26 protein-coding genes and 1 pseudogene are annotated in these 25,623 nt (G+C 51.8%); 10 read left to right on the forward strand and 17 right to left on the reverse strand.

What is annotated here, in order from left to right:
- Nucleotides 1-8 precede the first annotated feature (8 nt).
- The 4 genes from artI to artJ all read left to right on the forward strand — a co-directional run bounded on the left by artI (nucleotide 9) and on the right by artJ (nucleotide 3,099).
- A complete protein-coding gene (gene artI, locus J1G48_RS14710) occupies nucleotides 9-740 on the forward strand; it encodes an arginine ABC transporter substrate-binding protein ArtI (protein WP_000756583.1) in 732 nt (243 codons plus the stop codon).
- Nucleotides 741-746: 6 nt separating this feature from the next.
- Nucleotides 747-1,463, forward strand: a complete 717-nt coding sequence (gene artQ / locus J1G48_RS14715) for an arginine ABC transporter permease ArtQ (protein WP_001001677.1) — start codon at nucleotides 747-749, stop codon at nucleotides 1,461-1,463.
- A complete protein-coding gene (gene artM, locus J1G48_RS14720; protein ID WP_000895396.1) occupies nucleotides 1,463-2,131 on the forward strand; it encodes an arginine ABC transporter permease ArtM in 669 nt (222 codons plus the stop codon). Before artQ ends, artM begins: the two co-directional genes overlap by 1 nt.
- A 236-nt stretch (nucleotides 2,132-2,367) precedes the next feature.
- Complete coding sequence (artJ, locus tag J1G48_RS14725) at nucleotides 2,368-3,099, forward strand: arginine ABC transporter substrate-binding protein ArtJ (RefSeq protein WP_000737538.1); 732 nt, start codon at nucleotides 2,368-2,370, stop codon at nucleotides 3,097-3,099.
- Between the two features lie 218 nt (nucleotides 3,100-3,317).
- On the opposite strand, the gene J1G48_RS14730 is transcribed toward artJ, so the two are convergent.
- The 13 genes and pseudogenes from J1G48_RS14730 to J1G48_RS14790 all read right to left on the reverse strand — a co-directional run bounded on the left by J1G48_RS14730 (nucleotide 3,318) and on the right by J1G48_RS14790 (nucleotide 15,536).
- Nucleotides 3,318-4,805 (reverse strand): sulfatase, encoded by a 1,488-nt coding sequence (locus J1G48_RS14730; RefSeq protein WP_000644020.1) that lies wholly within the window; start codon nucleotides 4,803-4,805, stop codon nucleotides 3,318-3,320.
- A 9-nt stretch (nucleotides 4,806-4,814) separates the two neighbouring features.
- Nucleotides 4,815-5,135, reverse strand: a complete 321-nt coding sequence (locus tag J1G48_RS14735; RefSeq protein WP_000655399.1) for a PTS sugar transporter subunit IIB — start codon at nucleotides 5,133-5,135, stop codon at nucleotides 4,815-4,817.
- Nucleotides 5,136-5,164: 29 nt separating this feature from the next.
- Nucleotides 5,165-6,508 carry a PTS sugar transporter subunit IIC gene (locus J1G48_RS14740; protein ID WP_000399323.1) on the reverse strand — a complete coding sequence of 448 codons (1,344 nt, stop codon included), beginning with the start codon at nucleotides 6,506-6,508 and terminating at the stop codon, nucleotides 5,165-5,167.
- A gap of 294 nt (nucleotides 6,509-6,802) precedes the next feature.
- The gene (gene rlmC, locus J1G48_RS14745; protein ID WP_001149775.1) at nucleotides 6,803-7,930 is read right to left on the reverse strand and encodes a 23S rRNA (uracil(747)-C(5))-methyltransferase RlmC; all 1,128 of its coding nucleotides are present in this window, start codon (nucleotides 7,928-7,930) and stop codon (nucleotides 6,803-6,805) included.
- Between the two features lie 42 nt (nucleotides 7,931-7,972).
- Nucleotides 7,973-8,446, reverse strand: a complete 474-nt coding sequence (locus tag J1G48_RS14750; protein ID WP_000505788.1) for a YbjO family protein — start codon at nucleotides 8,444-8,446, stop codon at nucleotides 7,973-7,975.
- A gap of 73 nt (nucleotides 8,447-8,519) precedes the next feature.
- Nucleotides 8,520-9,365, reverse strand: a complete 846-nt coding sequence (gene potI / locus J1G48_RS14755; protein WP_001061629.1) for a putrescine ABC transporter permease PotI — start codon at nucleotides 9,363-9,365, stop codon at nucleotides 8,520-8,522.
- Entirely contained in the window at nucleotides 9,362-10,315 is a 954-nt protein-coding gene (gene potH, locus J1G48_RS14760) for a putrescine ABC transporter permease PotH (protein WP_000105453.1), read from the reverse strand. Before potH ends, potI begins: the two co-directional genes overlap by 4 nt.
- Before the next feature lie 9 nt (nucleotides 10,316-10,324).
- Nucleotides 10,325-11,458: a putrescine ABC transporter ATP-binding subunit PotG gene (gene potG, locus J1G48_RS14765; protein ID WP_001000694.1), complete on the reverse strand. Its 1,134-nt coding sequence runs from the start codon at nucleotides 11,456-11,458 to the stop codon at nucleotides 10,325-10,327.
- Between the two features lie 87 nt (nucleotides 11,459-11,545).
- Nucleotides 11,546-12,658 carry a spermidine/putrescine ABC transporter substrate-binding protein PotF gene (gene potF, locus J1G48_RS14770; protein WP_000125769.1) on the reverse strand — a complete coding sequence of 371 codons (1,113 nt, stop codon included), beginning with the start codon at nucleotides 12,656-12,658 and terminating at the stop codon, nucleotides 11,546-11,548.
- A 348-nt stretch (nucleotides 12,659-13,006) separates the two neighbouring features.
- Nucleotides 13,007-13,483 (reverse strand): YbjN domain-containing protein, encoded by a 477-nt coding sequence (locus tag J1G48_RS14775; RefSeq protein ID WP_000624810.1) that lies wholly within the window; start codon nucleotides 13,481-13,483, stop codon nucleotides 13,007-13,009.
- Between the two features lie 96 nt (nucleotides 13,484-13,579).
- Nucleotides 13,580-14,482 (reverse strand): 30S ribosomal protein S6--L-glutamate ligase, encoded by a 903-nt coding sequence (gene rimK, locus J1G48_RS14780; protein ID WP_000684361.1) that lies wholly within the window; start codon nucleotides 14,480-14,482, stop codon nucleotides 13,580-13,582.
- A gap of 57 nt (nucleotides 14,483-14,539) precedes the next feature.
- A pseudogene (gene nfsA / locus J1G48_RS14785) lies at nucleotides 14,540-15,262 on the reverse strand (nitroreductase NfsA).
- Nucleotides 15,246-15,536: a YbjC family protein gene (locus J1G48_RS14790; RefSeq protein ID WP_001259131.1), complete on the reverse strand. Its 291-nt coding sequence runs from the start codon at nucleotides 15,534-15,536 to the stop codon at nucleotides 15,246-15,248. Before J1G48_RS14790 ends, nfsA begins: the two are co-directional and overlap by 17 nt.
- 169 nt (nucleotides 15,537-15,705) lie before the next feature.
- Between J1G48_RS14790 and J1G48_RS14795 the strand changes: the two genes are divergently transcribed.
- Nucleotides 15,706-15,969, forward strand: coding sequence for a GrxA family glutaredoxin (locus tag J1G48_RS14795; protein ID WP_000495513.1), 264 nt, complete (start codon nucleotides 15,706-15,708; stop codon nucleotides 15,967-15,969).
- Nucleotides 15,970-16,000: 31 nt separating this feature from the next.
- Here J1G48_RS14795 and J1G48_RS14800 read toward each other — a convergent pair whose 3' ends face one another.
- A complete protein-coding gene (locus J1G48_RS14800) occupies nucleotides 16,001-16,378 on the reverse strand; it encodes an inner membrane protein YbjM (RefSeq protein WP_000680849.1) in 378 nt (125 codons plus the stop codon).
- A 270-nt stretch (nucleotides 16,379-16,648) separates the two neighbouring features.
- Here J1G48_RS14800 and J1G48_RS14805 point away from each other — a divergent pair, with 270 nt between their 5' ends.
- Nucleotides 16,649-18,334, forward strand: a complete 1,686-nt coding sequence (locus J1G48_RS14805; RefSeq protein WP_001024853.1) for an aspartate:alanine antiporter — start codon at nucleotides 16,649-16,651, stop codon at nucleotides 18,332-18,334.
- 116 nt (nucleotides 18,335-18,450) lie between these two features.
- Here J1G48_RS14805 and J1G48_RS14810 read toward each other — a convergent pair whose 3' ends face one another.
- On the reverse strand, nucleotides 18,451-19,071 hold the full coding sequence (locus J1G48_RS14810; protein ID WP_000661873.1) for a TetR/AcrR family transcriptional regulator: 621 nt from the start codon (nucleotides 19,069-19,071) through the stop codon (nucleotides 18,451-18,453).
- Between the two features lie 167 nt (nucleotides 19,072-19,238).
- On the opposite strand from J1G48_RS14810, the gene J1G48_RS14815 reads away from it, so the two are divergent.
- Nucleotides 19,239-20,450, forward strand: coding sequence for an MFS transporter (locus J1G48_RS14815; protein ID WP_000217423.1), 1,212 nt, complete (start codon nucleotides 19,239-19,241; stop codon nucleotides 20,448-20,450).
- Nucleotides 20,447-21,262 (forward strand): Cof-type HAD-IIB family hydrolase, encoded by an 816-nt coding sequence (locus J1G48_RS14820; RefSeq protein WP_000023554.1) that lies wholly within the window; start codon nucleotides 20,447-20,449, stop codon nucleotides 21,260-21,262. The genes J1G48_RS14815 and J1G48_RS14820 overlap by 4 nt, the downstream gene beginning before the upstream one ends.
- 53 nt (nucleotides 21,263-21,315) lie before the next feature.
- Here J1G48_RS14820 and J1G48_RS14825 read toward each other — a convergent pair whose 3' ends face one another.
- Nucleotides 21,316-22,548 carry an MFS transporter gene (locus tag J1G48_RS14825; RefSeq protein WP_001181274.1) on the reverse strand — a complete coding sequence of 411 codons (1,233 nt, stop codon included), beginning with the start codon at nucleotides 22,546-22,548 and terminating at the stop codon, nucleotides 21,316-21,318.
- A 312-nt stretch (nucleotides 22,549-22,860) separates the two neighbouring features.
- On the opposite strand from J1G48_RS14825, the gene ybjG reads away from it, so the two are divergent.
- Together ybjG and deoR are read left to right on the forward strand one after the other, a co-directional pair.
- Nucleotides 22,861-23,469 (forward strand): undecaprenyl-diphosphate phosphatase, encoded by a 609-nt coding sequence (gene ybjG, locus J1G48_RS14830; protein WP_001520197.1) that lies wholly within the window; start codon nucleotides 22,861-22,863, stop codon nucleotides 23,467-23,469.
- 71 nt (nucleotides 23,470-23,540) lie between these two features.
- Nucleotides 23,541-24,299: a DNA-binding transcriptional repressor DeoR gene (gene deoR, locus J1G48_RS14835; protein ID WP_000450103.1), complete on the forward strand. Its 759-nt coding sequence runs from the start codon at nucleotides 23,541-23,543 to the stop codon at nucleotides 24,297-24,299.
- A gap of 44 nt (nucleotides 24,300-24,343) precedes the next feature.
- Here deoR and dacC read toward each other — a convergent pair whose 3' ends face one another.
- Nucleotides 24,344-25,546, reverse strand: a complete 1,203-nt coding sequence (gene dacC, locus J1G48_RS14840) for a serine-type D-Ala-D-Ala carboxypeptidase (RefSeq protein WP_000195712.1) — start codon at nucleotides 25,544-25,546, stop codon at nucleotides 24,344-24,346.
- Between the last annotated feature and the right edge of the window lie 77 nt (nucleotides 25,547-25,623).

Genomic DNA, 25,623 nt, shown 5'->3' on the forward strand with positions numbered 1-25,623 from the left:
CAATGACAATGAAAAAAGTTCTGATTGCCGCGCTAATTGCAGGCTTTAGCCTTTCCGCTACAGCAGCCCAGACCATTCGTTTTGCGACCGAAGCGTCCTATCCGCCGTTCGAATCGATGGATGCTAATAACAAGATTGTCGGCTTTGACGTCGACCTGGCCAACGCGCTATGTAAAGAGATCGACGCCTCCTGTACCTTTACCAATCAGGCGTTCGACGGCCTGATCCCCAGCCTGAAATTCCGCCGCTTCAACGCTGTAATGGCGGGAATGGATATCACGCCGGAACGTGAAAAGCAGGTGCTGTTTACCACGCCATATTACGACAACTCCGCGCTGTTCGTGGGTCAGCAGGGCAAATACACCAGCGTTGATCAACTGAAAGGCAAGAAAGTCGGCGTACAGAACGGTACGACGCACCAGAAATTCATCATGGATAAGCATCCGGAAATCACCACCGTACCGTATGACAGCTATCAGAACGCGAAGCTGGATCTACAAAATGGCCGTATCGACGCTGTTTTCGGCGACACGGCGGTCGTGACCGAATGGCTGAAAGCCAATCCTAAGCTGGCGCCGGTCGGCGATAAAGTCACCGATAAAGATTATTTCGGCACCGGCCTGGGTATCGCGGTACGTCAGGGCAACACCGAGCTGCAGCAGAAATTCAATACTGCGCTGGAAAAAGTGAAGAAAGATGGGACTTACGAGACCATCTATAACAAATGGTTCCAGAAGTAATCTTTGATGAACGAATTTTTTCCTTTAGCAAGCGCCGCCGGGATGACCGTCGGCCTTGCCGTCTGCGCGCTGATCATTGGCCTCGCGTTAGCCATGTTCTTTGCCGTCTGGGAGTCCGTAAAATGGCGCCCGATTGCCTGGATAGGCTCCGCGCTGGTCACTATTTTGCGCGGCCTGCCGGAAATTCTGGTGGTGCTGTTTATCTATTTCGGCTCCTCGCAACTCCTGCTTACGCTGTCTGACGGGTTTACCCTCCATCTCGGCTTTACGCAGATCCCGGTGCAAATGGAGATTGAGAACTTTGACGTCAGTCCGTTCCTGTGCGGCGTGATTGCGTTGTCCCTGCTGTATGCGGCCTATGCGTCGCAGACGCTACGTGGCGCGCTGAAAGCCGTTCCGTCTGGTCAGTGGGAGTCGGGTCAGGCACTGGGATTATCAAAGACGGCGATTTTTTTCCGTCTGGTGATGCCGCAGATGTGGCGTCACGCCCTGCCAGGGCTGGGTAATCAGTGGCTGGTGTTGCTAAAAGATACGGCTCTGGTCAGCCTTATCAGCGTTAACGATCTGATGTTGCAGACCAAAAGTATTGCCACACGCACCCAGGAACCGTTTAACTGGTACATTATTGCGGCGGCTATTTACCTGGTCATTACGCTGATCAGTCAGTACATTCTCAAACGCATAGACCTGCGCGCAACACGTTTTGAGCGGAGGCCAGACTAATGCTTGAGTACTTACCTGAACTGCTAAAAGGGCTACACACCAGCCTGACGCTGACCGTGGCTTCTATTGCCGTCGCTTTGGTGCTGGCGTTAGTTTTTACCATCATCCTGACGCTAAAAACGCCGTTCGTGGTGTGGCTGGTGCGCGGCTATATCACGTTGTTTACCGGTACGCCGTTGTTGGTGCAAATTTTCCTGATCTACTACGGACCCGGTCAATTCCCGACACTGCAAGAGTATCCGCTACTCTGGCATCTACTGTCTGAACCGTGGCTGTGCGCACTGATCGCGTTGTCGCTAAACAGCGCCGCTTATACCACGCAGCTATTTTATGGCGCGATTCGCGCGATTCCGGAAGGTCAGTGGCAGTCCTGCGGCGCGCTGGGGATGAGTAAGAAAGATACGCTGGCGATTTTGTTGCCCTATGCGTTTAAACGCGCCCTCTCCTCCTATTCTAATGAGGTGGTACTGGTCTTCAAAAGTACCTCGCTGGCCTATACCATCACCTTGATGGAAGTCATGGGGTACAGTCAGTTGCTCTATGGTCGTACCTACGATGTGGTGGTATTTGGCGCGGCAGGCGTAATTTACCTGGTCGTCAACGGTCTATTGACGCTGATGATGCGTTTGATTGAGCGTAAAGCCCTGGCGTTTGAGCGGCGCAATTAACCAGGCAGGATAAGGCATTCTCGCCGCCGTTCGACAATGGTCAGATGGCGCTGCGCTTATCAAGCCTACGATGCATAATATTGAATAAACCCGACGGACAAGTGGTTAACTTGTCCGTCTTTTTTTATCCATTTCAAAATATTTAATCATTTTTATTGCATACAAATTCAATTGATGGCATTGTAAATCTATGCCGCAGACACGGCGCATAATCATAAGATTACGGGAGTGACATCATGAAAAAGTTAGTTCTGGCTGCATTACTCGCCTCTTTCGCCACTGGCAGCATCGCCGCTGAAAAAATCAATTTCGGGGTTTCCGCCACCTATCCCCCGTTTGAATCCCTGGATGCGAGTAATAAAATTGTGGGCTTCGATATCGATCTGGCAACCGCATTATGCAAGCAAATGCAGGCAGAATGTACTTTTACCAATCATGCTTTCGATAGTCTTATCCCGGCGCTGAAATTCAGAAAATATGATGCCGTCATTTCCGGAATGGACATTACCCCGGAGCGCAGTAAGCAGGTCGCCTTTAGCAATCCCTATTATGCGAACTCTGCGCTGGTGATTGCCAAAAAAGACACCTATAAGACCTTTACCGATCTAAAAGGTAAGCGTATCGGTATGGAAAATGGCACCACGCATCAAAAATATCTCCAGGATAAACATCCGGAGGTCAAAACCGTGGCCTACGACAGCTACCAGAATGCGATTATCGACCTGAAAAATGGCCGTATTGACGGTGTCTTTGGCGATACCGCAGTGGTCAATGAGTGGCTGAAAACGAATCCGCAACTGGGTCCGGCAACAGAGAAAGTGACCGATCCGCAATACTTCGGTACCGGACTTGGCATCGCGGTGCGCCCGGACAATAAGGCGTTGCTGGAAAAACTGAATAATGCGCTGGCCGCCATTAAAGCGGACGGCACTTATCAGAAAATCAGCGATCAGTGGTTCCCGCAGTAAGACGTATATTATTACCCCACTGTATTGCGAAATGGCAGTATAAATACCTTATTCAGCCCACGGGTCGCCATCGGAAACTATCCTGGCCTGATAAGCGTAGCGCCATTGGGCATTCTACAGTTTGTCATCAGTCTCAAACGCCTGCATCAACAGGCGATTCGGACTAATACTTGCCGGGTGACGCTAACGCGCACCCGGCTTACAACATTGTTACGTTTTTAGACAACATCCAGACCCAGACGGCGATACTGCTCCGCCGGAGCATCATTTTCTTTCATCAAACGGATAAGTAAGTTGATCATCCTTGCTTCGATGGCCTCATCATGAATAGGATGTTGCTGCTGCGGATCGTCTCTGAGATCAAACAAGAGATGACCAAAGCTATTCACACCTTTATATTTTTCCCTGGCCGGAATACGTAATACCTGAAGCCCTTTAGTAAAGTTAAACGGAGGTGCCAGAGATAATTTTCCCAGTTCATCCACGTCATAACGCGCATTCATCTTGATCGGCATTAACGTGTAGTTCGCAATGTCATGCTCACGCCCCGGCTGCGCGGCCCGCATATAAACATAGCGTCCGTCGGTAACATTAACATGTCCGCTAAACACGCCAAACAGCGCGCCTTCCCTGACGGGTTCATCACTGGCAATGACTTTCGCCAGCGGTTGGCCCTGCATATCTGCGGGAATAGGTTGCTGAAAATAATCCAGTAGCGTTGGCGCCCAGTCAATCATCTGCACCAGCGACTGCCGTCGCGCTCCGCATACCGCGCTGCGCGGGTCCCAGATAAACAGCGGGTTATTCGCCACCTCGTTATAATAGGGCATCTGATTTTTAGCCCACCAACCGTGCTCCCCCAGCAAGAAGCCGTGATCGGTACCGACAATCAGCATCGTATCGCGCCAGAGATCGTGTTCATCCATCAGATCAAGGATACGTCCCAGATTGCGGTCGCACATGGAAACCAAGGCCCGATAACGACAGCGAATATGCGCTATCGCCTCCTCGCTTTCACTGACTTTGCCGCGCGGCCAGTCATAATGCGGGCCTTGCCACTCATCGTCATAGAGCGATAAATATTCCTCGGTGGTATAAAACGGCTCATGCGGATCAAACGTCTCAACCTGCAATAACCAGTTATCTTCGGCATGATTTTTATGGATAAAATCGCACCCGGCGTCAAAAACTTTCGTCTGGGGAAAATCGGCTTCCTGCTGGATGTATTCGCGGTTCGCCCAGTCATGACGCCATAGCCCGGAAACGCCGCCTCCGGTTTGTTTTTGTGGAACGCGCAGTACTTCCGGAATGGGCGGCTCGCCAACACTTGCCTTCCAGTGATCGCCCTCCTGACCGCGTACTACGTCCCAGGAGCTATAGCGGTTATGGTAGTTACCGCCGCCGTCTTCCCAGTAATGCAGATGATCGCTGATAAGATGGGTGTAGATCCCCGCTTTTTTCAATAATTCCGGCATGGAATCATCAAAGGGTTCCAGCGGCCCCCACTCACGATGCAGGAAATTATAGCGCCCGGTGTGCAGTTCCCGACGGGCTGGCATACAGGGCATACTGCCGACATAACTATTGTCAAAGGTGGCGGCATGTGCCGCCAGGCGTTGAAAGTTAGGCGCTTTCGTTAGCAAATCGCCATAGGGCGGCAAATAGTTTTTATTCAGACTGTCAAACAGCAGAATAATCGCTTTCATGACTCACCCTCATTTGTTGAGCAGGTGCGGAAAATTTTTCTCTACCACATCGTAAATCTGTTTACCTATTGATTCGCCATCCATGATATTTTCAATGGGAATAAGATATTGTCCGTGTTTAGGGTCAAGGCTAACGACATCAAGCAATTTTTTCGAAATCGCATAAATATCTGCCCAGTCGGTAAATCCACCGACCTCTCCCGCTGCCGTATGCTCCATATCAAAAGAGAAGTCATATTTTGCTAACGCTTTTTTAACAACAGTCTGTAACATTACGCTACTGCCTACACCATAACCGCATACGAATAAAATATTTACAGAATCTTTCATAATAAAATCCTTTATATAAACCGAATCAATTAAATGGAATAAGGACCAAGATGGAACGTTGAAGCAATAAATTTCAGTAATTCACAAATCGCAGGCCACAGAGTCGCCCAGTCAAATATTCCCGTCCAGCCCACGCCTTCTTTTGCCAGCCCGGTTAAAGGAATGGCCCATACCGTACCGAAAGTCTGAATAATCCCTAACAGGAAAGTACAAATAATAACGGAACGATATCCCCCCATTCGGTTGGCTAATACGCCGATGGGACCGCCGGAAAAGAAGAGCGGAACAAAACCAGGCAATACCATAATAGGGCTATGGATGAGCAGCAGGATGCCCATGGAAAAAATCGTGCCGAAAGTACAAAAGACGAATCCCAGCGTGGCCGCGTTCGGCGAAAAAGGTAATAAAGCAGCAACATCCACAGCCGGTATAGCGTTAGGAATAAAGCGATCCTGCCATCCTTTAAACGAACCGTTAATTTCGCCTACCATCATCCGCACGCCCTGCAGCAAGATGACCATATACATAGAGAATTGCAGGCCCAGATTGATGATATAAATATACCAGGGTTTTCCTTTCGCCATTAACTGTACGTTATCGATCCCTGTCGCCAATAGAAAACCGCCAACGAAGAGCGTCATCACAATGGCGATTGCCGTCACGTTGTGGTTAAAAATGGCTAACCAACCGGGAAGTTTCAGGTTTTCGGCGTCATGCTTTTCCGGATCGCCGAATTTATGCGCGAATTTCGAGAAAAACCACAGTCCCAGCATCTGGTTATGCGCAATGGTAAAACCGGCGTTATTGGTCACTTTGGCGATGGGTTTAACAATAAGCGTAGTTGAAAACGCCCAAAAGACCCCGGTCAATACCCCGGCAATCACAATGGATTGTACCCAACCGAACCCCAGCCAGAAGACGATTAACCACAGTACTGCCTGTGAATGAGAGACCCCGGTATTACCGGTAAGAAATATACCTTTTGCGCCGGTATAACGGCCAAATAAAACTAATAACAGGTTAGTAAAAAACGCCAGTACAAAAACGTATCCTACATAGCCGAAATTATCGCCCAGCGCTATTTGCGTCGCGGCTTTCATGGCATATGAATCCATTAAGTATCCATGCACGCCATAAGCCTTGCTGACTGCCTCTGCAACCGGTTTAAAAGTGGCTGAAAATTGAAAGCCGCCAAATAACACCATCATCAAACCGACCATCGCGCTGATCATACCGGTGATAATTTTTATAGGCGTCTTTTTATCCAGCGCATAGCCAACACCGACTAATATCCCAATTAATATTGCCGGTTCAGTTAAAAACGTTTGAATAACATCTATAAATTTGGCAAACATCGTCTGAACGCCCTCCATAAGCGTGCCTATTCGTTGTCATGATTGACCCCTTTACTGACGTTACGTATTGCTTCGCTGATGCTATTGAAAGTTACCCGATAAACCACCTTGTCTAATTTTGCCTTACACGCACTGTAATAATCAAAATTAGTCATTAAAAGATTTAAAGTGATTATTTGTGATTTGATTTGCAAAAATAGGGTAATATATAACCACGATCGATCGGAGTTTTTTATCGATCGATCATGGTTATTATTATTTATGGATAATTAGATAGTTAATATAGATATTTTGTATGTCTGGCTTTTGGCGCTACAGCCTGCGCAGTAACGCTAAAACCTCATAATGCGCGGTATGCGGGAACATATCGAAAAGCTGAACACGTTGAATACGGTAGTTCGGCAGATGACGAATATCCTGCGCCATCGTCTGCGCGTTACAGCTTGAATAAATAATAAAACGCGGCGCCATTTGTGCAAGGTAATCGCACAACGGCTTGCCAATGCCGCGGCGGGGAGGATTCACCAACACCAGGTCGGGCGTTTCACCTTGTGCGGTGGCGAATTGGGTGGAATCCAACGCCTGGAAATGAAGGCGGGTCAATCCCAGCTCGGCAGCGGATTGCTTCGCGCAGGCAATCGCCTCCGGCGCGATCTCAATACCGGTTAATTGCATCTGCGGCGTCGCGCAGTGCAGGCCGAATCCGCCCACTCCGCAAAAAAGATCCCACATATGGCGTACCGGCAGTTGCCCTACCCAGTCGCGCGCCGTCGCATATAATCGGCTGGCGACCGTAGGGTTGGTCTGAAAGAAACTTTGCGGGCGAATCCACAGCGGCACATCGTTAAAACGTTCCGCCAGCGCCTGCTGATCCGTCAGGTAGATTTCCGTCTCCCCTTCCATAATCGCCATATGTACCGGCTGGATATTTGCGGTGATCACTCTGAGCTGCGGCAGTTGCGCGCGCAGCCACGGTAACGCCGCGCGCAGTTGCGTAAGTTTGGTTTCTGAACGCAACACGAAGCGTAGCATCATGCCGCCATCGAACTGACTTTCCGTCAGCAACAGGTATTTCAGTTCGCCACGTTTTCGCGCCACGTTATAAGGCGTGAGTCCGGCACGGGCAATAAAAGGTTTTAGCGCGCTGAATACGGGGGCAAAGGAGGCGGGATACAGCGGGCAGCCGCAAAGATCGACCGGCGTACCGTCGCGATGCAGCATCCCGAAGAGCGGTTTTTCTACACTACCGCTCACGACCATTTTCGCTTTGTTGCGGAAATGCTGTTCCGGGCCGCCAATCGGCGCACACCACTGTTCAACAGGCAGCCCGGCGAGCAAACGATGTAAATCGGCTGTTTTTGCGGAAAGTTGTTCGTTAACCGACTGCGTAATCCATTGACAGGAACGGCAGCGACCCGCGTCATAGAGTGCGCACTGCATACCAAAAAACCTTCATATTATCCGGGGCGACGATTATACACATTATTGCAGCCGGAAGAACCGACGGCTGGGAGCGGGAATAAACAGCAGAAACAGAATTAAAAGATCGGGGAGTTTTTGCATGACCAGGGAATGCAGGATATCACGCTTCGATTCTCCCGCGATGCTAAACAACTCCGGATATCCGTAGCCTAACGACGCCGCCCACAGATATCCGCTCACAATAATTTGTGTCGCCAGGTACACCCAGCGCGCCCAGCTACGGCCTTTCACCAGCGAAAACGCACAATAAATTTCAACAAAGACCAGCACTAAACTGGCCAGAAAGACCAGGGTTAAGCTCCACGTCTGCACGCTGCGATGAATAAACTCGCCCATCCCGCGTATGCCGAGGGTATTCATAATCATCAGCACATCGAGACCGCGAATCAAAATAATCGCCATAGCCGCAACCTGCACCAGCGTAGGCACATTTAAACGGGCATGTGATGAGGTTGATTGCTTTATAAATCCCAATGAATGTCTTCCCTGAAAATGATGCCGCGACCCGCGCGGCAACGCATTGCCATAGTGGAAGATTTTAGTGGCTTCAGCCGCGTCTTGCACGCTGGATATCGCGAATCCGCTGTTTTTCCGCTCGCGCCATCAGGTACCAGGCAATAAATCCGACGATTCCTACCACGCCGAGGATTAACGTCGCCAGCGCGTTGATTTCCGGGTTCACGCCCATGCGCACGCTGGAGAAAACCAGCATCGGTAGCGTGGTGGCGCCGGGACCGGAAACGAAGCTGGCAATCACCAGATCGTCAAGGGAGAGCGTAAAGGCCAACAGCCAGCCCGAGATCACCGCTGGCATGATCATCGGTAACGTAATGACGAAAAAGACCTTCAACGGCGCCGCGCCAAGATCCATCGCCGCCTCTTCAATCGAACGATCCAGTTCGCGTAATCGCGAAGCGATCACCACTGCCACATAGGCGGTACAGAAAGTGACGTGCGCCAACCAGATGGTCAGCATCCCGCGATCGGAGGGCCAGCCGATAGCATGACCAAGCGCGACAAACAGCAGCAGCAGCGACAGCCCGGTAATCACATCCGGCATCACCAGCGGCGCGGTGATCATAAACGCAAAGCCGTTTGCGCCGCGAAATCGTCCAAATCGCACCATCACCACCGCGGCGATAGTACCGAGCACCACCGCCATCGTCGCCGCGCAGGCGGCAATTGTCAGGCTTAGTCCCACTGCGCTCATCATGGCGGTATCCCGAAAGAGCTCGCCATACCAGCGCGTCGACCATCCCGCCCACACCGTCACCAGCTTCGAACTGTTAAACGAGTAAATCACCAACATTAACATCGGCGCATAGAGAAAAGTAAACCCCAGCACCAGAATCAGAATGCGCCAGGGCGAGCGAACAACCGGTAAGTTATTCATCCATGCTCCCCCACACTTTTTTGCTGATGTTTATGGAACCACATGATCGGTACTATCAGCAGCAGCAACATAATAATGGCGACCGCAGAAGCAACCGGCCAGTCGCGGTTATTGAAAAACTCCTGCCACAGGACGCGACCAATCATGATACTGTCCGGCCCGCCAAGCAGTTCCGGGATCACAAACTCGCCCACCGCCGGGATAAAAACCAGCATCGAGCCGGCGATGATTCCGCCTTTGGTGAGCGGGACAATGATGCTAAAAAATGTTTTCAGCGGTCGGGCGCCGAGATCCAGCGACGCTTCCACCAGCGAATAATCAATACGTGTTAATGCGGTATAAATGGGCAGAACCATAAACGGCAGATACGCATAAACAATGCCGATATAGACGGCCAGGTTAGTGTGCAGGATCGTCAGCGGCTGATCGATAACCCCTAGCCACAGCAACACATTGTTCAGCACACCGTTGTTTTTCAAAATGCCCATCCAGGCATAGACGCGTATTAAAAAAGACGTCCACGAGGGCAGGATCACCAACAGCAGCAGGATATTGCGCGTGGAGGGCTTGCTGTGCGCCACCGCCCACGCCAGCGGGTAGCCCAGCAGCAGGCAGCAGATTGTGGAAATACCGGCAATTTGTAACGATTGCAGATAGGCTTCGAAATAAAGCGGATCGTCGGTCAGTTGCAAAAAATTACCGAGATTGAGCGTAATCGACAACTGACCGTCAGCCCATTCCAGCAGATCGGTATACGGCGGGATCGCCCGCGCCATTTCCGCCAGACTTATCTTAAAGACGATAAGAAACGGCAGTAAAAACAGCAGAATGAGCCAGATATAAGGCAAAGCAATAACCAGCTTACGCCCATGTTTCATTTGCATTCGCGCCAACCATAGCGCCGCGCCGCCAGGTTTACTGATGCGTGCCGGAGGTTCAAGTGTGCTCATGTTTCCCCCTTATACCGTCAGGACCACGCAGCTATCCGCTTCCCAGCACAAACGCACTTCATCGCCCCAGGTCGGTAACCCTTTCCGGTAACGGTGCGCATTCTGCAGTTGAGCGCTGATCATCTGCCCGCTTTTTAGCCGCACATGATAAATAGACAGATCGCCGAGATACGCAATATGCGCCACTTCGCCGACGGCGAAATTATAGCCATCGGCAGGCGGCGACTCACAGAGCATGATTTTTTCCGGACGTAGCGCCACATATACCGGCACATTATCAACGACAGAGGCATCTGCATCGACTTTTAACGGATGAACCAAACCGGGCGCGTCAATGACCAGACCGTCCTCTTCACGCGCTTTCAGTAAGCCCTCAAAAACATTTACCGATCCGATAAATTCGGCGCTGTAGCGGGTCGTCGGATGCTCGTAAATCTCCTCCGGTTCGCCAATTTGCACAAATTTTCCACGGTTCATGATGGCAATGCGCCCCGCCATCGTCATCGCTTCTTCCTGATCGTGCGTCACCATGACGCAGGTCACGCCGACGCGCTCAAGGATATCCACCACTTCAAGCTGCATCCGGTCGCGTAATTTTTTATCCAGCGCGCCCATCGGTTCATCCAACAAGAGCAGCTTAGGACGTTTCGCCAGGCTGCGCGCCAGGGCCACGCGCTGACGCTGACCGCCGGAAAGCTGATGCGGCTTACGTTTCGCAAACTCCTGCATGTGCACCAGACCCAGCATCTCATTGACGCGGCTGGTAATCTCCGCCTTCGGCAGTTTGTCCTGCTTCAGACCAAAAGCGATGTTCTGCTCTACCGTCATATGCGGAAACAACGCATAGGACTGAAACATCATATTAATCGGACGCTGATACGGCGGAACATGCGCCAGATCGATGCCGTCGAGCATAATTTGCCCGCTGCTCGGCGGTTCAAAACCTGCCAGCATCCGTAGCAGAGTCGATTTTCCACAACCTGACGCGCCCAGCAGGGCAAAAATCTCGCCTTTATAGATAGTCAGACTGACATCATCGACAGCATGTTGCCCGTCGAATGACTTCGTCAGGTTGCGAATTTCCAGAAGCGGCGTCAGCGCTTTACGGGTTTTCACCTGCGGGCGGTGGGGGACATCATTCACAAGGCGCTCTCCGGCATAACACAATCAAACGATACAAACGGTGGAATGCCCGATAGCGCACGCTTATCAGGCCATACCGTTAATCAATTACTTACCGCTTTTCACCTTCGTCCATGCGCGGGTGCGGACGCGATCAATCTTCGGCTCCTGCACTTTCAGGGTAAACAACTTGGCCCGCACATCCGCCGGCGGATAAATTCCCGGGTTATCGCGCACCTGCTGGCTGACCAGCGCCGTCGCCTCTTTATTCGCATTGGCGTAGAAAACGTGATCGGAAATATGGGCAATCACATCAGGGCGCAGCAGATAATTAAGGAACTGGTAGGCCTCGTCTTTATTTTTGGCGTCAGCCGGCATGGCAAACACATCAAAAAACGCCATTGCCCCCTCTTTGGGGATCGAGAAAGAGATATTGACGCCATTTTTCGCCTCTTTCGCCCGGTTAGCGGCCTGCCAGACATCGCCCGCCCAGCCGATGGCCACACAGGTATCGCCATTAGCCAGATCGTTAATGTATTGCGAGGAGTGAAAATAGCGAATGTTTGGCCGTAGCTTCAACAACAGATCGGTTGCCGGGCCGGTGTAGTCATCCGCTTTGCTGCTATTCGGATCTTTACCCAGATAGTTCAGCACAGTGGCAAAAATTTCTTCAGGCGCATCAAGGAAAGAGACGCCGCAGCTTTTTAGCTTCTCCAGATTTTCCGGCTTGAGGACTAAATCCCAGCTATTCACTGGCGCATCATCCCCCAGCACCGCTTTCACTTTATCAACGTTATAGCCAATGCCCGTCGTGGCCCACATGTAGGGCATGGCGTATTTGTTGTCAGGATCGTGCTTCGCTACCAGTTTCAGCAGTTCAGGATCGAGGTTTTTCCAGCCGGGAAGTTTGCTTTTATCCAGCGGCTGAAAAACGCCCGCGGTGAGCTGGCGCTCAAGAAAACTGGCCGATGGCACCACCAGATCGAACCCGGTGCTGCCTGCCATTAACTTGCCTTCCAGCACTTCGTTAGAGTCAAAGACATCATAGATAACGTTAATCCCGGTCTCTTTTTCAAAGTTCGCCACCGTGTCCGGCGCGATATAATCTGACCAGTTATAAATGTGCAGCGTTTTTTGTTCGGCAGCGAGCGTGCCGACAGAGACGACCATCAGAGCACCCGCAACCAGACCCGATAGCCATTTTTTCTTTAAGGCGGTCATCATCGCTTTCCTTCTGAAATCCGTTAACAAATGAACCCATTAGGCGTGGTTTAAAACATGCCTGAAATGTGCATACCTTTTCATTTGATACAAATGAAGAAGAGAGGTCGCCCTCCCTGCCATCAAGCTCGCTATAGAAGCTTCGCAAGAATAACTTTAGCTAAGGTTTGAGGCTATAGCCCAGATTAAAAAACGCCTTTTATCAATTTTTTATGCAGGTTTTGTCTATGTGATAAAGCGAAATGGTCAGAAAGGAGGTGAATAATTCTTTAAATAAAGGTTAATAGCAGCATAAAAAAACGTAAACAGCAGCCGCGCTGGCAGCGACTGCCTGATTATCGGAAGGGATTAGTGAAGAAAATGGTCAACTGCGCTGGTTTTTTGCGCGTCTTCTTCCGCGTTAAACAGAAGCTGATGCGCCCCGGCCTCAAGGATCACCATAGAAATCTGCTCTTCACTTTGGCGAACAAACCATTCGAACTGTTCGTAGGTGACGCCTTGCATAACGGATAAAGACTGGCACACAACCAGTTTTGGTAGATTATCATCCTGCATATCGAGAAAGGCTTTTACCGTCAACGAACTGGCGTTGATAGCAGAGAGATCGGCCGCCAGCGGCAGCAACGCGGAAGGCCTGACCTCCGCCATCGCGGAAAAAAGAATGGTGTTGTCCACCAAATCGATTTTAGCATCGTAGACGCCGTCAAAATTCTGCATATGCGGCAAATGCAGCGCCTGGCAGGTATCACATTCGAAGAAATTCATGCCCAGGTCGTCGAGCCATTGACGCAACGTATCCAGAGTGGGAACGACCAGTGATATCATAATAATGTGCTACCTCTTACGATGACGATGAAAAAATTACCGGCACAGCTTACGCAAAAAGCGTGCTTCGTACTACGGCGGAATCCATGATTGCGATTAGCCGCCGATTTTAAGGCAAAATTCAGGCGTAGCGTGACGTTCTATCCACTGAATCATTCGCCCCGCGATATCCACGCCCGTAGTCTTTTCGATACCTTCCAGTCCCGGCGAGGCATTCACCTCCATCACCAGCGGCCCGCGCGCGGCGCGTAAAATATCGACGCCCGCCACATCCAGCCCCAGCGTCTGTGCGGCTTTGATGGCGATATCCCGTTCACGGGGCGTGATCGTCGCGATGCTGGCCACCCCGCCGCGATGAAGATTGGAGCGAAAATCACCGGCTTTCGCGCACCGCTCAATCGCCGCCACAACCTCATTGCCGACGACCAGACAACGAATATCGCATCCTTTAGCTTCGGCAATGTATTCCTGAACCAGGATATGGGCATTCAGCCCCCGAAACGCATCAATAACACTTTCAGCAGCCTGACGCGTCTCTGCCAATACCACGCCGATCCCTTGCGTGCCTTCTACCAGCTTCACGACCAGCGGCGCCCCGCCAACCATCTTAATAAGATCGCTGGTATCATCCGGCGAATGGGCGATCCCGGTAATGGGAAGATCGATCCCCTGGCGCGCCAGAAGTTGTAGCGATCGCAGCTTATCGCGCGCGCGGGTAATGGCGACGGATTCATTCAGCGGATAGCTACCCAATAGCTCAAACTGACGTAGCGCAGCGGTACCATAAAAGGTAATGGCCGAACCAATACGGGGAATAACGGCGTCAAAATGGGGCAGACGACGCCCCTTGTAATGGATCGACGACGCTGCCGGATTAATATTCATATAGCAGGAAAGAGGATCGAGTATCTCGACCAGATGGCCGCGCCGCATCGCCGCTTCGCGCAGACGTTTGCAAGAATAGAGCGTTCCATCCCTGGACAATATGGCAATTTTCACCCTGCACCTCGCTGAAAACCCTGAAAAGCCCGCGTATCATACACTGGCCCGCAGGTTTTAGCGCGTCGCCCAGCCCTGTTTATGCAAATATTCAAGGATAAATGGGCGATTTTCTTTAATCAGGGTGCGACGGATATGATCGCTCCAGGTATCGCGTCGCGTATTACTGCCGCGGGTCAGATAATACTCAGCCAACTGCTCGTCATAGCGCGCCAGCAGCTTTTCATCAAGCGGTTGATACTAGTTCTCATGAACCACAAGCTCGGCAGGCAGGCGCGGTTTCAGATCCGGATTATCCGCAGGCCATCCCAAACACAGGCCAAAGAGCGGCAATACATGCTTCGGCAATTTTAATAGTTCGGTAACAGACTCAATATTGTTACGGATGCCGCCGATATACACGCCGCCTAACCCCAGTGATTCCGCCGCCGTCAGCGCGTTTTGCCCCATCATCGCCGTATCGACGACACCGAGCAACAGTTGTTCGGCAAGCCCCAGCTGCGCGTCAGGACAGATCTGCAAATGACGATTAAAATCGGCGCAAAATACCCAGAACTCAGCGGCCTGCGCCACATGCTTTTGCCCGCCCGTCAGGGGCACTAACGCCTCACGCAGCGCCCGATCGGTAATACGGATAATAGAGCTGCACTGTAAAAAACTGGAACTGGACGTGCTGCGCGCGGCGGCAATAATGGCCTCTCGCTGCGCGTCAGTCACGGGTTCATCGGTGAAATGGCGAATAGAACGATGGCCACAAAGAAGTTCAATGGTCGGACTCATTATGCTTTTCTCTATCTGAACGGGAAGAAATGTCGGGTGGACGTTTCATCAACTGCGGCGCCAGTAACTGCGCAATACGCCACATCATCGCCACCGCGGCGGGGAGGATCAACACGACGCCGAGGAAAACCATCAATACGCCAGCCAGCGGCGTATTGAACGGCGCGGGCAGCGTAAGGTAATGATTAAGCGATAGCAGAGCAAGCGCCAGCAAAATCATACCGAGGCATTCCAGTATCAGTACGCTTTTGGGTAACACGCCAATCGTGCGCATATCAAGCCTCCCGGTTAACTGACGCACAGTGTAGAACGTTCTGGTCCGGCGTGCTTAACAGATATAGCCCTGGGTTATCAAAGGAACAGGCGTAACCTGCTTTTCATCTGCCGTAAATCGCGGCATGATAACACCTGTTCGCCGTCTGGCTTTATGTTCGAGGAGAGATATGTTTACTGTTATTTTTGGCCGCCCAGGGTGCCCTTATTGCGTGCGTGCAAAAGAGTTGGCGGAAAAACTGAGCAAAGAACGCGACGATTTTAACTACCGCTATATTGATATCCATGCTGAAGGCATTACTAAAGCGGATTTGGAAAAAACCGTAGGTAAACCTGTAGAAACCGTACCGCAGATTTTTGTCGATCAAAAACATATCGGCGGCTGTACGGATTTTGAAGCATGGGCAAAAGAAAATCTGAATCTTTTCGCCTGATTGCTCTGGCAACGCCCTCTACCGGAGGGCGCTATTGGCGTTTTTTTCGCCGGTGGCTAAACAGGCTGCTAATAAACAAATAACAGAGCGCGCCTAACGCACACCAGAATACGGCGCTAAATAACCACGCCAGTTCTTGCCAAAACGATCGGGTAGGCATAAATACCACGCGCATTAACACCAGGCAAAACGGCGCCGCCAGCATCGCCCCGATCAGCGGTCGGATCACCTCGCGTCGGTGAGAACAAAAACTGGCCACCGCACCAGGCAACGTAAAAAATAACAGTCCAATCTCAGGATGCCCTGCCGCGCGAAAAGCGCCTTGTACATGCATAGTTAATGAAAGACACACCACAATAAAGAGTACAAAGCAGCAGACAACGCTTGCCCACCCGTGTTTATGTTTCAATCGTTCCTCCTGACACTCTCTATCGAACACGCTTTCCGCCGTGAGGCATCCAGTCAGATAAAGTCATGTGGCATTCCATGCCAAAAACATACCTGCACGATTCTTATAGCCGTTAGTACGCAATAAGATTAAACTAGCAGGATATATTGTTGTGTTGTTTTTATTTGGATGCTGTATGCAATACGATTGCACCCTTAATTCATGATAAAAACAGTAGCGTAAATTACCATTTCTTTCAACAGCTTACTCGTAAACAAGAAGTTAGTCTCCGTGAATATAAACGTCGCAGATTTGTTAAATGGGAATTACATCCTGTTATTATTTGTGGTCCTGGCTCTTGGCCTGTGTCTTGGCAAGTTACGTCTGGGTTCAGTCCAACTTGGTAATTCCATTGGCGTTTTAGTGGTCTCTCTATTATTAGGGCAGCAACACTTTAGTATTAACACCGACGCGCTAAATCTGGGATTTATGCTGTTTATTTTTTGTGTCGGCGTCGAGGCTGGCCCCAACTTTTTTTCGATTTTTTTTCGCGACGGTAAAAATTATCTGATGCTTGCCCTGGTCATGGTCGGTAGCGCTCTGCTAATCGCCTTAGGCCTTGGTAAGCTATTCGGCTGGGATATCGGCCTGACGGCCGGTATGCTGGCTGGCTCAATGACCTCCACGCCCGTGCTGGTTGGCGCAGGCGATACCCTGCGACATTCCGGCATCGCCAGCACCCAACTCTCCTCCGCTCTTGATAATCTGAGCCTGGGCTATGCCCTGACCTATCTGATTGGGTTGGTCAGTCTGATCGTGGGCGCGCGCTACTTGCCTAAACTACAGCATCAGGATTTGCAAACCAGCGCCCAGCAAATTGCTCGCGAGCGCGGTCTGGATACCGATGCTAATCGCAAGGTTTATTTGCCGGTTATCCGCGCCTATCGGGTTGGCCCGGAACTGGTGGCCTGGACTGACGGCAAAAACCTGCGCGAGCTGGGTATTTACCGCCAGACAGGCTGCTATATCGAACGTATTCGTCGTAACGGTATTCTGGCGAACCCGGATGGCGATGCGGTGCTGCAAATGGGCGATGAGATTGCGCTGGTCGGCTATCCGGACGCGCACGCCAGGCTCGATCCCAGCTTCCGTAATGGTAAGGAAGTGTTTGATCGCGATCTGCTTGATATGCGCATCGTGACGGAAGAAATTGTGGTGAAAAACCACAATGCGGTCGGTCGCCGCCTCGCTCAGCTCAAGCTGACCGATCATGGCTGCTTCCTTAACCGCGTCATCCGCAGCCAGATCGAAATGCCTATCGACGATAACGTCGTGCTGAATAAAGGCGACGTGTTACAGGTGAGCGGCGACGCCAGACGCGTAAAAACCATCGCCGATCGCATTGGTTTTATTTCGATCCATAGTCAGGTGACGGACCTGCTCGCCTTCTGCGCTTTTTTTATCATCGGGTTAATGATCGGGATGATTACCTTCCAGTTCAGCAATTTTAGTTTCGGCATCGGCAACGCGGCCGGATTGTTGTTCGCCGGGATCATGCTCGGTTTCCTGCGCGCTAACCATCCTACCTTTGGTTATATTCCGCAGGGCGCGCTTAATATGGTGAAAGAATTCGGCTTGATGGTGTTTATGGCAGGCGTTGGTTTAAGCGCCGGCAGCGGTATCAGCAACGGTCTGGGCGCGGTCGGCGGACAAATGCTGATCGCCGGGCTTGTCGTCAGCCTGGTACCGGTGGTGATCTGCTTCTTGTTTGGCGCTTATGTGCTGCGCATGAACCGGGCGCTGCTGTTCGGTGCCATGATGGGCGCGCGTACCTGCGCCCCGGCGATGGAAATCATTAGCGATACGGCGCGCAGTAATATTCCAGCGCTGGGTTATGCGGGGACTTACGCCATCGCCAACGTTCTGCTAACGCTGGCGGGGACGCTTATTGTCATCATCTGGCCGGGGTTAGGATAAAACTGAAGTTTGCCTTTAAGTGAAAAAATTTTGCCAATAGGTCGAACTTTTCGTTAAAGCATCAGTCATACCTATTGCCACTGCTTTTCTTTGATGTCCCCATTTTGTGGAGCCCATCAACCCCGCCATTTCGGTTCAAGGTTGGTGGGTTTTTTGTTGCCTGACGCAGAGTGACACGACATTGACTCTCCGGCGATTCGCTTTACCATCTGTAAAATCGCTTCACGCGCCAGCGGCGTTCGATCCGTTACAAAATGCAGCGTCATCCCCTCGATAAACGCATCCAGCGCGCGGGCGGTCTGTGCGTCAAACCACTGCGCCAGCGTATTCTGGCTACGCTGCATCCAGTTTTGCATGACTATTTTTAACGCTGGCTTATCGCTGGCATAGGCATATAACTGATACATTAACGCCATATTATCCGGCGTCGTAACCTGCGAGCCGTAAATCATTTCCGTTATCGCCTGGCACGCCCCCTCCGCATCCGTCACCTGCGCAAAAAAGTCCTGGTATTGACGCGACATGTTCTCGGTGAAAAGTGTAAAGGCTTCACTCAATAACGCATCCATACCGGCAAAATAGTAGGTCATCGAGCCAAGCGGCACCTGAGCGATAGCGGCGATTTTCCGGTGCGTCACGGCATGAACGCCATAGGTCTTTACCGCTTCCAGTGTGGCCTGAATTATTTTTTCCCGTCGCTTAGGATCATTGGCGCGTCTTACGGCATTTTCTTTCATGATGAGTTCCACATCTCATTCAGGATGCAGGCGATAGTAGCCTGCCGCTTACGCTGAAAAAACAGACAGCAAAAACTGTCTGCACAACGAAGTATGACGACGATATGTACAAATGTACACAAGCTTGCTAATGTTTACCTCTCGCTTCTATTTTCTGGCCTGACGCTATGACCGTCCTCTCCTCACGTAACGCCTTAAAACGCCGTACCTGGGCGCTGTTTATGTTCTTCTTTTTACCCGGACTGCTGATGGCCTCCTGGGCAACCCGAACGCCTGCTATTCGGGATATTCTTTCCGTCTCTACCGCGGAAATGGGGGCGGTCTTATTCGGGCTTTCTATCGGTTCAATGAGCGGTATTCTTTGTTCCGCCTGGCTGGTGAAACGATTTGGCACCCGGAAGGTTATTCGCACGACGATGACCTGCGCAGTAGGCGGGATGGTTATTCTTAGCGTCGCGCTGTGGTGCGCCTCGCCGCTGATTTTTGCCCTTGGATTAGCCGTTTTCGGCGCCAGTTTTGGCGCCGCCGAAGTGGCGATTAATGTCGAAGGCGCGGCGGTCGAACGCGAGCTGAATAAAACCGTTCTGCCGATGATGCATGGTTTTTACAGTTTCGGCACGCTGGCGGGCGCTGGTGTCGGCATGGCGTTAACCGCATTAAGCGTCCCGCCTAACATCCATATCATCCTCGCGGCTGCCGTGGCGATCGCGCCCATTTTCATCGCCATTCGGGCGATCCCTGACGGTACGGGTAAAAACGCATCGGAAGATGCTCACCTTCAGGAAAAAGGATTACCTTTTTATCGGGACATCCAGCTTTTGCTTATTGGCGTGGTGGTGCTGGCAATGGCATTCGCCGAAGGATCTGCGAATGACTGGCTACCGCTACTGATGGTAGACGGACACGGTTTTAGCCCAACCTCCGGCTCTCTGATCTACGCCGGTTTCACGCTTGGTATGACCGTTGGCCGCTTTACCGGCGGCTGGTTTATTGACCGCTATAGCCGGGTGACGGTTGTTCGCGCCAGCGCGTTGATGGGAGCGTTGGGCATTGGCCTGATTATTTTTGTCGATAGCGACTGGGTTGCCGGCGTCTCGGTCATTCTTTGGGGCTTGGGCGCTTCGCTCGGCTTCCCGCTGACCATTTCCGCCGCCAGCGATACCGGTCCCGACGCGCCGACGCGTGTGAGCGTTGTCGCCACGACCGGCTATCTGGCGTTTTTGGTCGGGCCGCCGCTGTTGGGCTATCTGGGAGAGCACTATGGATTACGCAGCGCCATGATGGTTGTGCTGGCGCTGGTTATTCTGGCGGCGCTGGTGGCGAAGGCCGTCGCCAAACCTGTATCGACTCCGCAACCGGTGATGGAGCATAACGCATGAGTATTAAATTAATCGCCGTCGACATGGACGGCACGTTTCTGAGCGATCAAAAAACCTATAACCGTGACCGGTTTATGGCGCAGTACCAACAAATGAAGCGGCAAGGCATTCGCTTTGTCGTGGCCAGCGGCAACCAGTATTACCAGTTAATCTCGTTCTTTCCGGAAATTGCGCACGAAATCGCTTTTGTCGCGGAAAACGGCGGCTGGGTGGTCAGCGAAGGAGAGGATATTTTTAACGGCGAGCTGACAAAAGCCGACTTCCAGACGGTTGTCGAACACCTGCTCACACGCGCCGATGTGGAGATTATCGCCTGTGGAAAAAACAGCGCCTACACGCTGAAACGGTACAACGATGCGTTAAAAGCCGTTGCGGCAATGTATTATCATCGTCTGGAGTTTGTGGATAATTTTAATAACATCAACGATGTCTTTTTCAAATTCGGCCTTAATATTACCGATGAACGGATACCGGAAGTACAGGCGGCGCTGCACGACGCTATTGGCGATATCATGGTCCCCGTTCATACCGGCTATGGCAGTATTGATTTAATAATTCCCGGCGTGCATAAAGCCAACGGCCTGCGTCTGTTACAGCAGCGCTGGGGCATTCATGATAGTGAAGTGGTGGTATTCGGCGACGGCGGCAACGATATTGAGATGCTGCGTCAGGCCGGGTTTAGTTTTGCCATGTCGCACGCCAGCGAAGCGGTCGCGGCGGCGGCGAAATACCGCGCCGGATCGAACAATCAGGAAGGCGTGCTGGATATCATCGACAGCGTATTAAACAACGAGCCGCCGTTCAACGTCTAGCGGATGCCTCTCTACGCCTGATAACAGAAAGCTTATCAGGCGTAGCCGCTCTCTCAGACTGTTTGCGAATTCCCCGTCCGCTTATCTTTTAAGAAGACCAGCATCAGCAGTAGCCAAAGAATACCGTTTGCCAGATTAAACAGGCTAAATAGCCCATTGCCGCCGCTTAACCAGGCGTGTTTACTGACTTCAATGCCAACGGTAAAAATCAGCATTTGTAGCATTCCCATCGCCGCCGAGACCGTTCCTTTACTCATATCGCTGGAGAAGAGCGTCAGACGCACCAGTCCGGCATTCGCCAGCCCAATGCCAAAAGCGTATACGCTTAATCCCGCCGTCATCCATAAATAAGCATGGGATGAAACCACCGTCGCCGCCGCGGCGATGATCAGCCCCGCGACGATAGGCCAGCCGCCCATCACGATCAGCGAGCGAACCGTACGTCGGGAGGTTAAACGCGCCAACACCAGATTACCGGCAATGAGCGCGCCAAAAACGGGCACCTGCAGCAGACCATATTCATAGCTGCTGAGCTGTTCGCCGCTAATGATGATAATCGGCGACTGCGCAATCCAGGCCAACAACGGCAGGCTGACAAATCCCAGCGCTAACGCCCCTGCGACGAACCGCCGGTTTTTTATCACCAACCGATAATCCCGGCCCAGCGCCTTAAATGACAGCGTTTCGCCCCGCCGCGTGGCGGTCTCCGGCATTGCGCGCTGTAGCCCGAAAAAGGCGATAGCGGCCAGTGCGGCAAATAAAATAAACATCCCCTCCCACGGCAGAACATGCACCCATGCCGCCCCAACCAGTGGTCCCAGTAGCGGCGCGATTAACGCCACGTTCGCCATCAGCGCGGTAATTTTTATACACACCGCCTCCTCAAAGGACTCCTGAATCGCGGCATACCCTACAGCGCCGATAAAACACAGGCTAATCCCTTGCAAAAAACGCAGGAAGGTAAATTGTTCGATGTTTTTCGCCAGTAACGTCGCCAGGCAGGTGACAATAAACCACACGACGCCCGCCAGCATCACGGGACGACGGCCAATCCGGTCAGACAACGGGCCAAGCAGCCACTGTAAGAACATACCGCCCGCCAGATAAGCGGTCATGGACGTCGGAACCCAGTCCAGGCACGCCTGATACTGCTCAACCACCGCCAGCATACCCGGCTGGATCATGTCGTTGCCAATATAAGTAGAAAATTCGTACAGCACCAGACAGAGAGGAAAAAGCAGCGCCTGACGTCCCAGCCTGCCGCCTGATTGTAAACGATTCTGCATACCATCTCTTCGCCAATAAAAACCGCGCAGAGTGTAATGAAAGTCGGGGAACTGAGATAGCGAATTATGAGGCTGCAAGGGAAATAGCGCACATTTTTACAGAAAGCCGCTTAGCGCTTGCGTACTTTAAGGTTAATTTAAGTTTGCGCCGTTATCATCAACGTTATTTTATGCCATTGTCTTAAATCTCTTCATGTTGCCGCCAAATAAGACAATACTGCTTTTCCTCCCTGTTACGCTGCATTTATGCTCAGTTTGCACGGGGATGAGCTGGCTATCCCTTTTGATTTCATTGCTCCGAGCCTGGATGTTATGCTGGAAAACCTTAACAACTCGCTGTTTTATTTTATTAACGCCACGCCTGATTCCGCGCAGTGGATAATTTCGCTCGCTATCTTTATCGCCAAAGATGTCATCAACATCGTCCCGCTCTTAGCCGTGGTACTCTGGCTGTGGGGGCCCCGCGATCGGGTCTGCGCCCAGCGCCAGCTGATCGTTAAAATCGGCATCGCGCTGATTATCAGTCTGGCGGTCTCCTGGACAATGGGACACCTTTTCCCGCACGACCGTCCGTTTGTCGATCATATCGGCTATAACTTCCTGCATCATGCCGCCGATGACTCGTTCCCCAGCGATCACGGTACGGTGATTTTTACCTTTGCGCTGGCGTTTTTGTTCTGGCACCGCCTCTGGTCAGGCATCGTGATGATGGCGATAGCCATGACCATCGCCTGGTCGCGCGTCTATCTCGGCGTACACTGGCCGTTAGATATGATTGGCGCGCTGCTGGTAGCGATGCTTGGCTGCCTGAGCGCACAGCTGATCTGGCAATGGTACGGCGCGCCGCTCTACCAGGCGCTGCAACGTTGTTACCGTTTCTGTTTCGCATTGCCCATTCGAAAAGGCTGGGTACGTGACTAAATAGCGAAAAAAAGAGTAATATTAAGCGCTCTGTATGGTGCGGAGCGCTTATTTAACTCTCCAGGGGAACTATGGAAACGCGACGCGACGAGCGTATTGGTCAATTGCTGCAGGCCTTAAAACGCAGCGATAAACTTCATCTTAAAGAAGCCGCGACCCTGTTGGGCGTCTCTGAAATGACCATTCGTCGCGACCTGAACCATAAAAGCGCGCCTGTCGTGTTGCTGGGCGGCTATATCGTACTGGAGCCCCGCAGCGCCAGCCATTATCTGTTAAGCGATCAAAAATCTCGTCTGGTGGAAGAAAAACGCCGAGCCGCTCAGTTGGCTGCGGGCCTGGTACAAGCCCATCAGACGGTATTTATTGACTGTGGCACCACCACGCCGTGGATCATTGAAGCCATTGATAATGACCTTCCCTTTACGGCGGTGTGCTATTCACTTAATACCTTTCTGGCGCTGCAGGACAAACCCCATTGCCGCGCCATCCTCAGCGGCGGGGAGTTTCACGCCAGCAACGCCATTTTCAAACCGCTTGATTTCCATGAAACGTTAAACAATATTTGTCCGGATATCGCGTTTTATTCCGCCGCTGGCGTTCATACCAGTAAAGGCGCTACCTGCTTTAATCTGGAAGAGCTGCCGGTAAAACATTGGGCAATGACAATGGCACAGTGCCATGTACTGGTGGTGGATCACAGTAAATTCGGCAAGGTACGTCCGGCGCGGATGGGGGAATTATCACGCTTTGATACGATTATCAGCGACCGCCGTCCCGATGAGGCCTTTGTGGCCTACGCTAAAGCGCAACAAATTACTCTGATGTATTAACCGCCCGTAGCCGGATGCGACGCGCACCCGGCAACGGAGTTATTTTACGAGAACCAACTGCCAAACCACTGATGGAGTTTCATCAGCACAAAATCCCACATCCGGCTGAAAAATCCCCCCTCCTCGACGTTTTCCATCACCATTAACGGGCGTTGCTCAATGGATTTTCCGTTAAGCTGGAAATCGATGGTGCCGACAACCTGCCCTTTCTTCAACGGCGCCGTGAGCTGTGGTTCGTTCAACGTAAAGCTGGCCTTCAGGTTTTTAAGCTGCCCACGCGGAATCGTCACAGACCCCGCATCGCCCGCCCCCAAATTGACCTCACGCTTATCGCCAAACCAGACCCGTTGCGTCACGAATGTCGCGTCAGGTTTAATCGGCGTGACCGTTTCAAAGAAGCGGAAACCCCAGGTCAGCAGTTTTTCTGACTCATTAAAACGAATACGGTCCGTTTTCGCCCCCAGCACGACAGAGATCAGGCGCATATCGCCCTGGGTGGCGGAGGCGACAAGGTTATACCCAGCGCCAGCCGTTGTCCCCGTTTTCATGCCGTCGACATGCAGATTGGTGCTCCACAACAGGCGGTTGCGGTTCGGTTGACGAATATTATTAAAAGTAAATTCTTTCTCTTTATGAATGGCGTATTCGTCAGGCACATCGTGAATCAAGGCCTTGCCGAGCAGCGCCATATCGCGAGCGGTACTGAACTGCCCTGGCGCATCAAGACCGTGTACCGTCTGGAAGGTTGTATTGGTTAACCCCAGTCGTTTCGCATAGGCGTTCATCAGGCCGATAAAGGACTCCTGGCTTCCGGCGACGTAGTCGGCAAGCGCGATACAGGCATCATTACCTGACTGAATGATGATGCCTTTATTAAGATCCGCAACCGACACCTGATCGCCTGGCTTCAGAAACATCACCGACGACCCACGTAGCGCCGGGTTCCCCGTCGCCCAGGCATCTTTGCCCACCGTCACCATATCGGTCAGCTTGATTTTCCCTGCCTTCAGCGCCTGGCCCACCACGTAGCTGGTCATAATTTTTGTCAAACTGGCAGGGTCGAGTTTCTCATCGGCGTTGCCTTCCGCCAGTACTTTACCGCTGGCGTAATCCATTAAGATCCAGGCTCGCGCATCAACGCCCGGCGGCGCGATCGTTTGTTCCTCTGCCTTTACAGGCGAAGCGAAAAGGAATAAGAGAACCGAACCTGCCGCGAGGCTACGAAGGGAAGAAGCGTATTGCGTCATAGTACCACCCGAGTATCCATTCCAAAAACACACGTCACACCACCGTGTAATAAGTGCGGTGAGTAATAACGCACTCA

Origin of the sequence: Salmonella sp. SAL-020, from assembly GCF_017372215.1 — a bacterium.
Classification (GTDB): Bacteria; Pseudomonadota; Gammaproteobacteria; order Enterobacterales; family Enterobacteriaceae; genus Salmonella; species Salmonella enterica.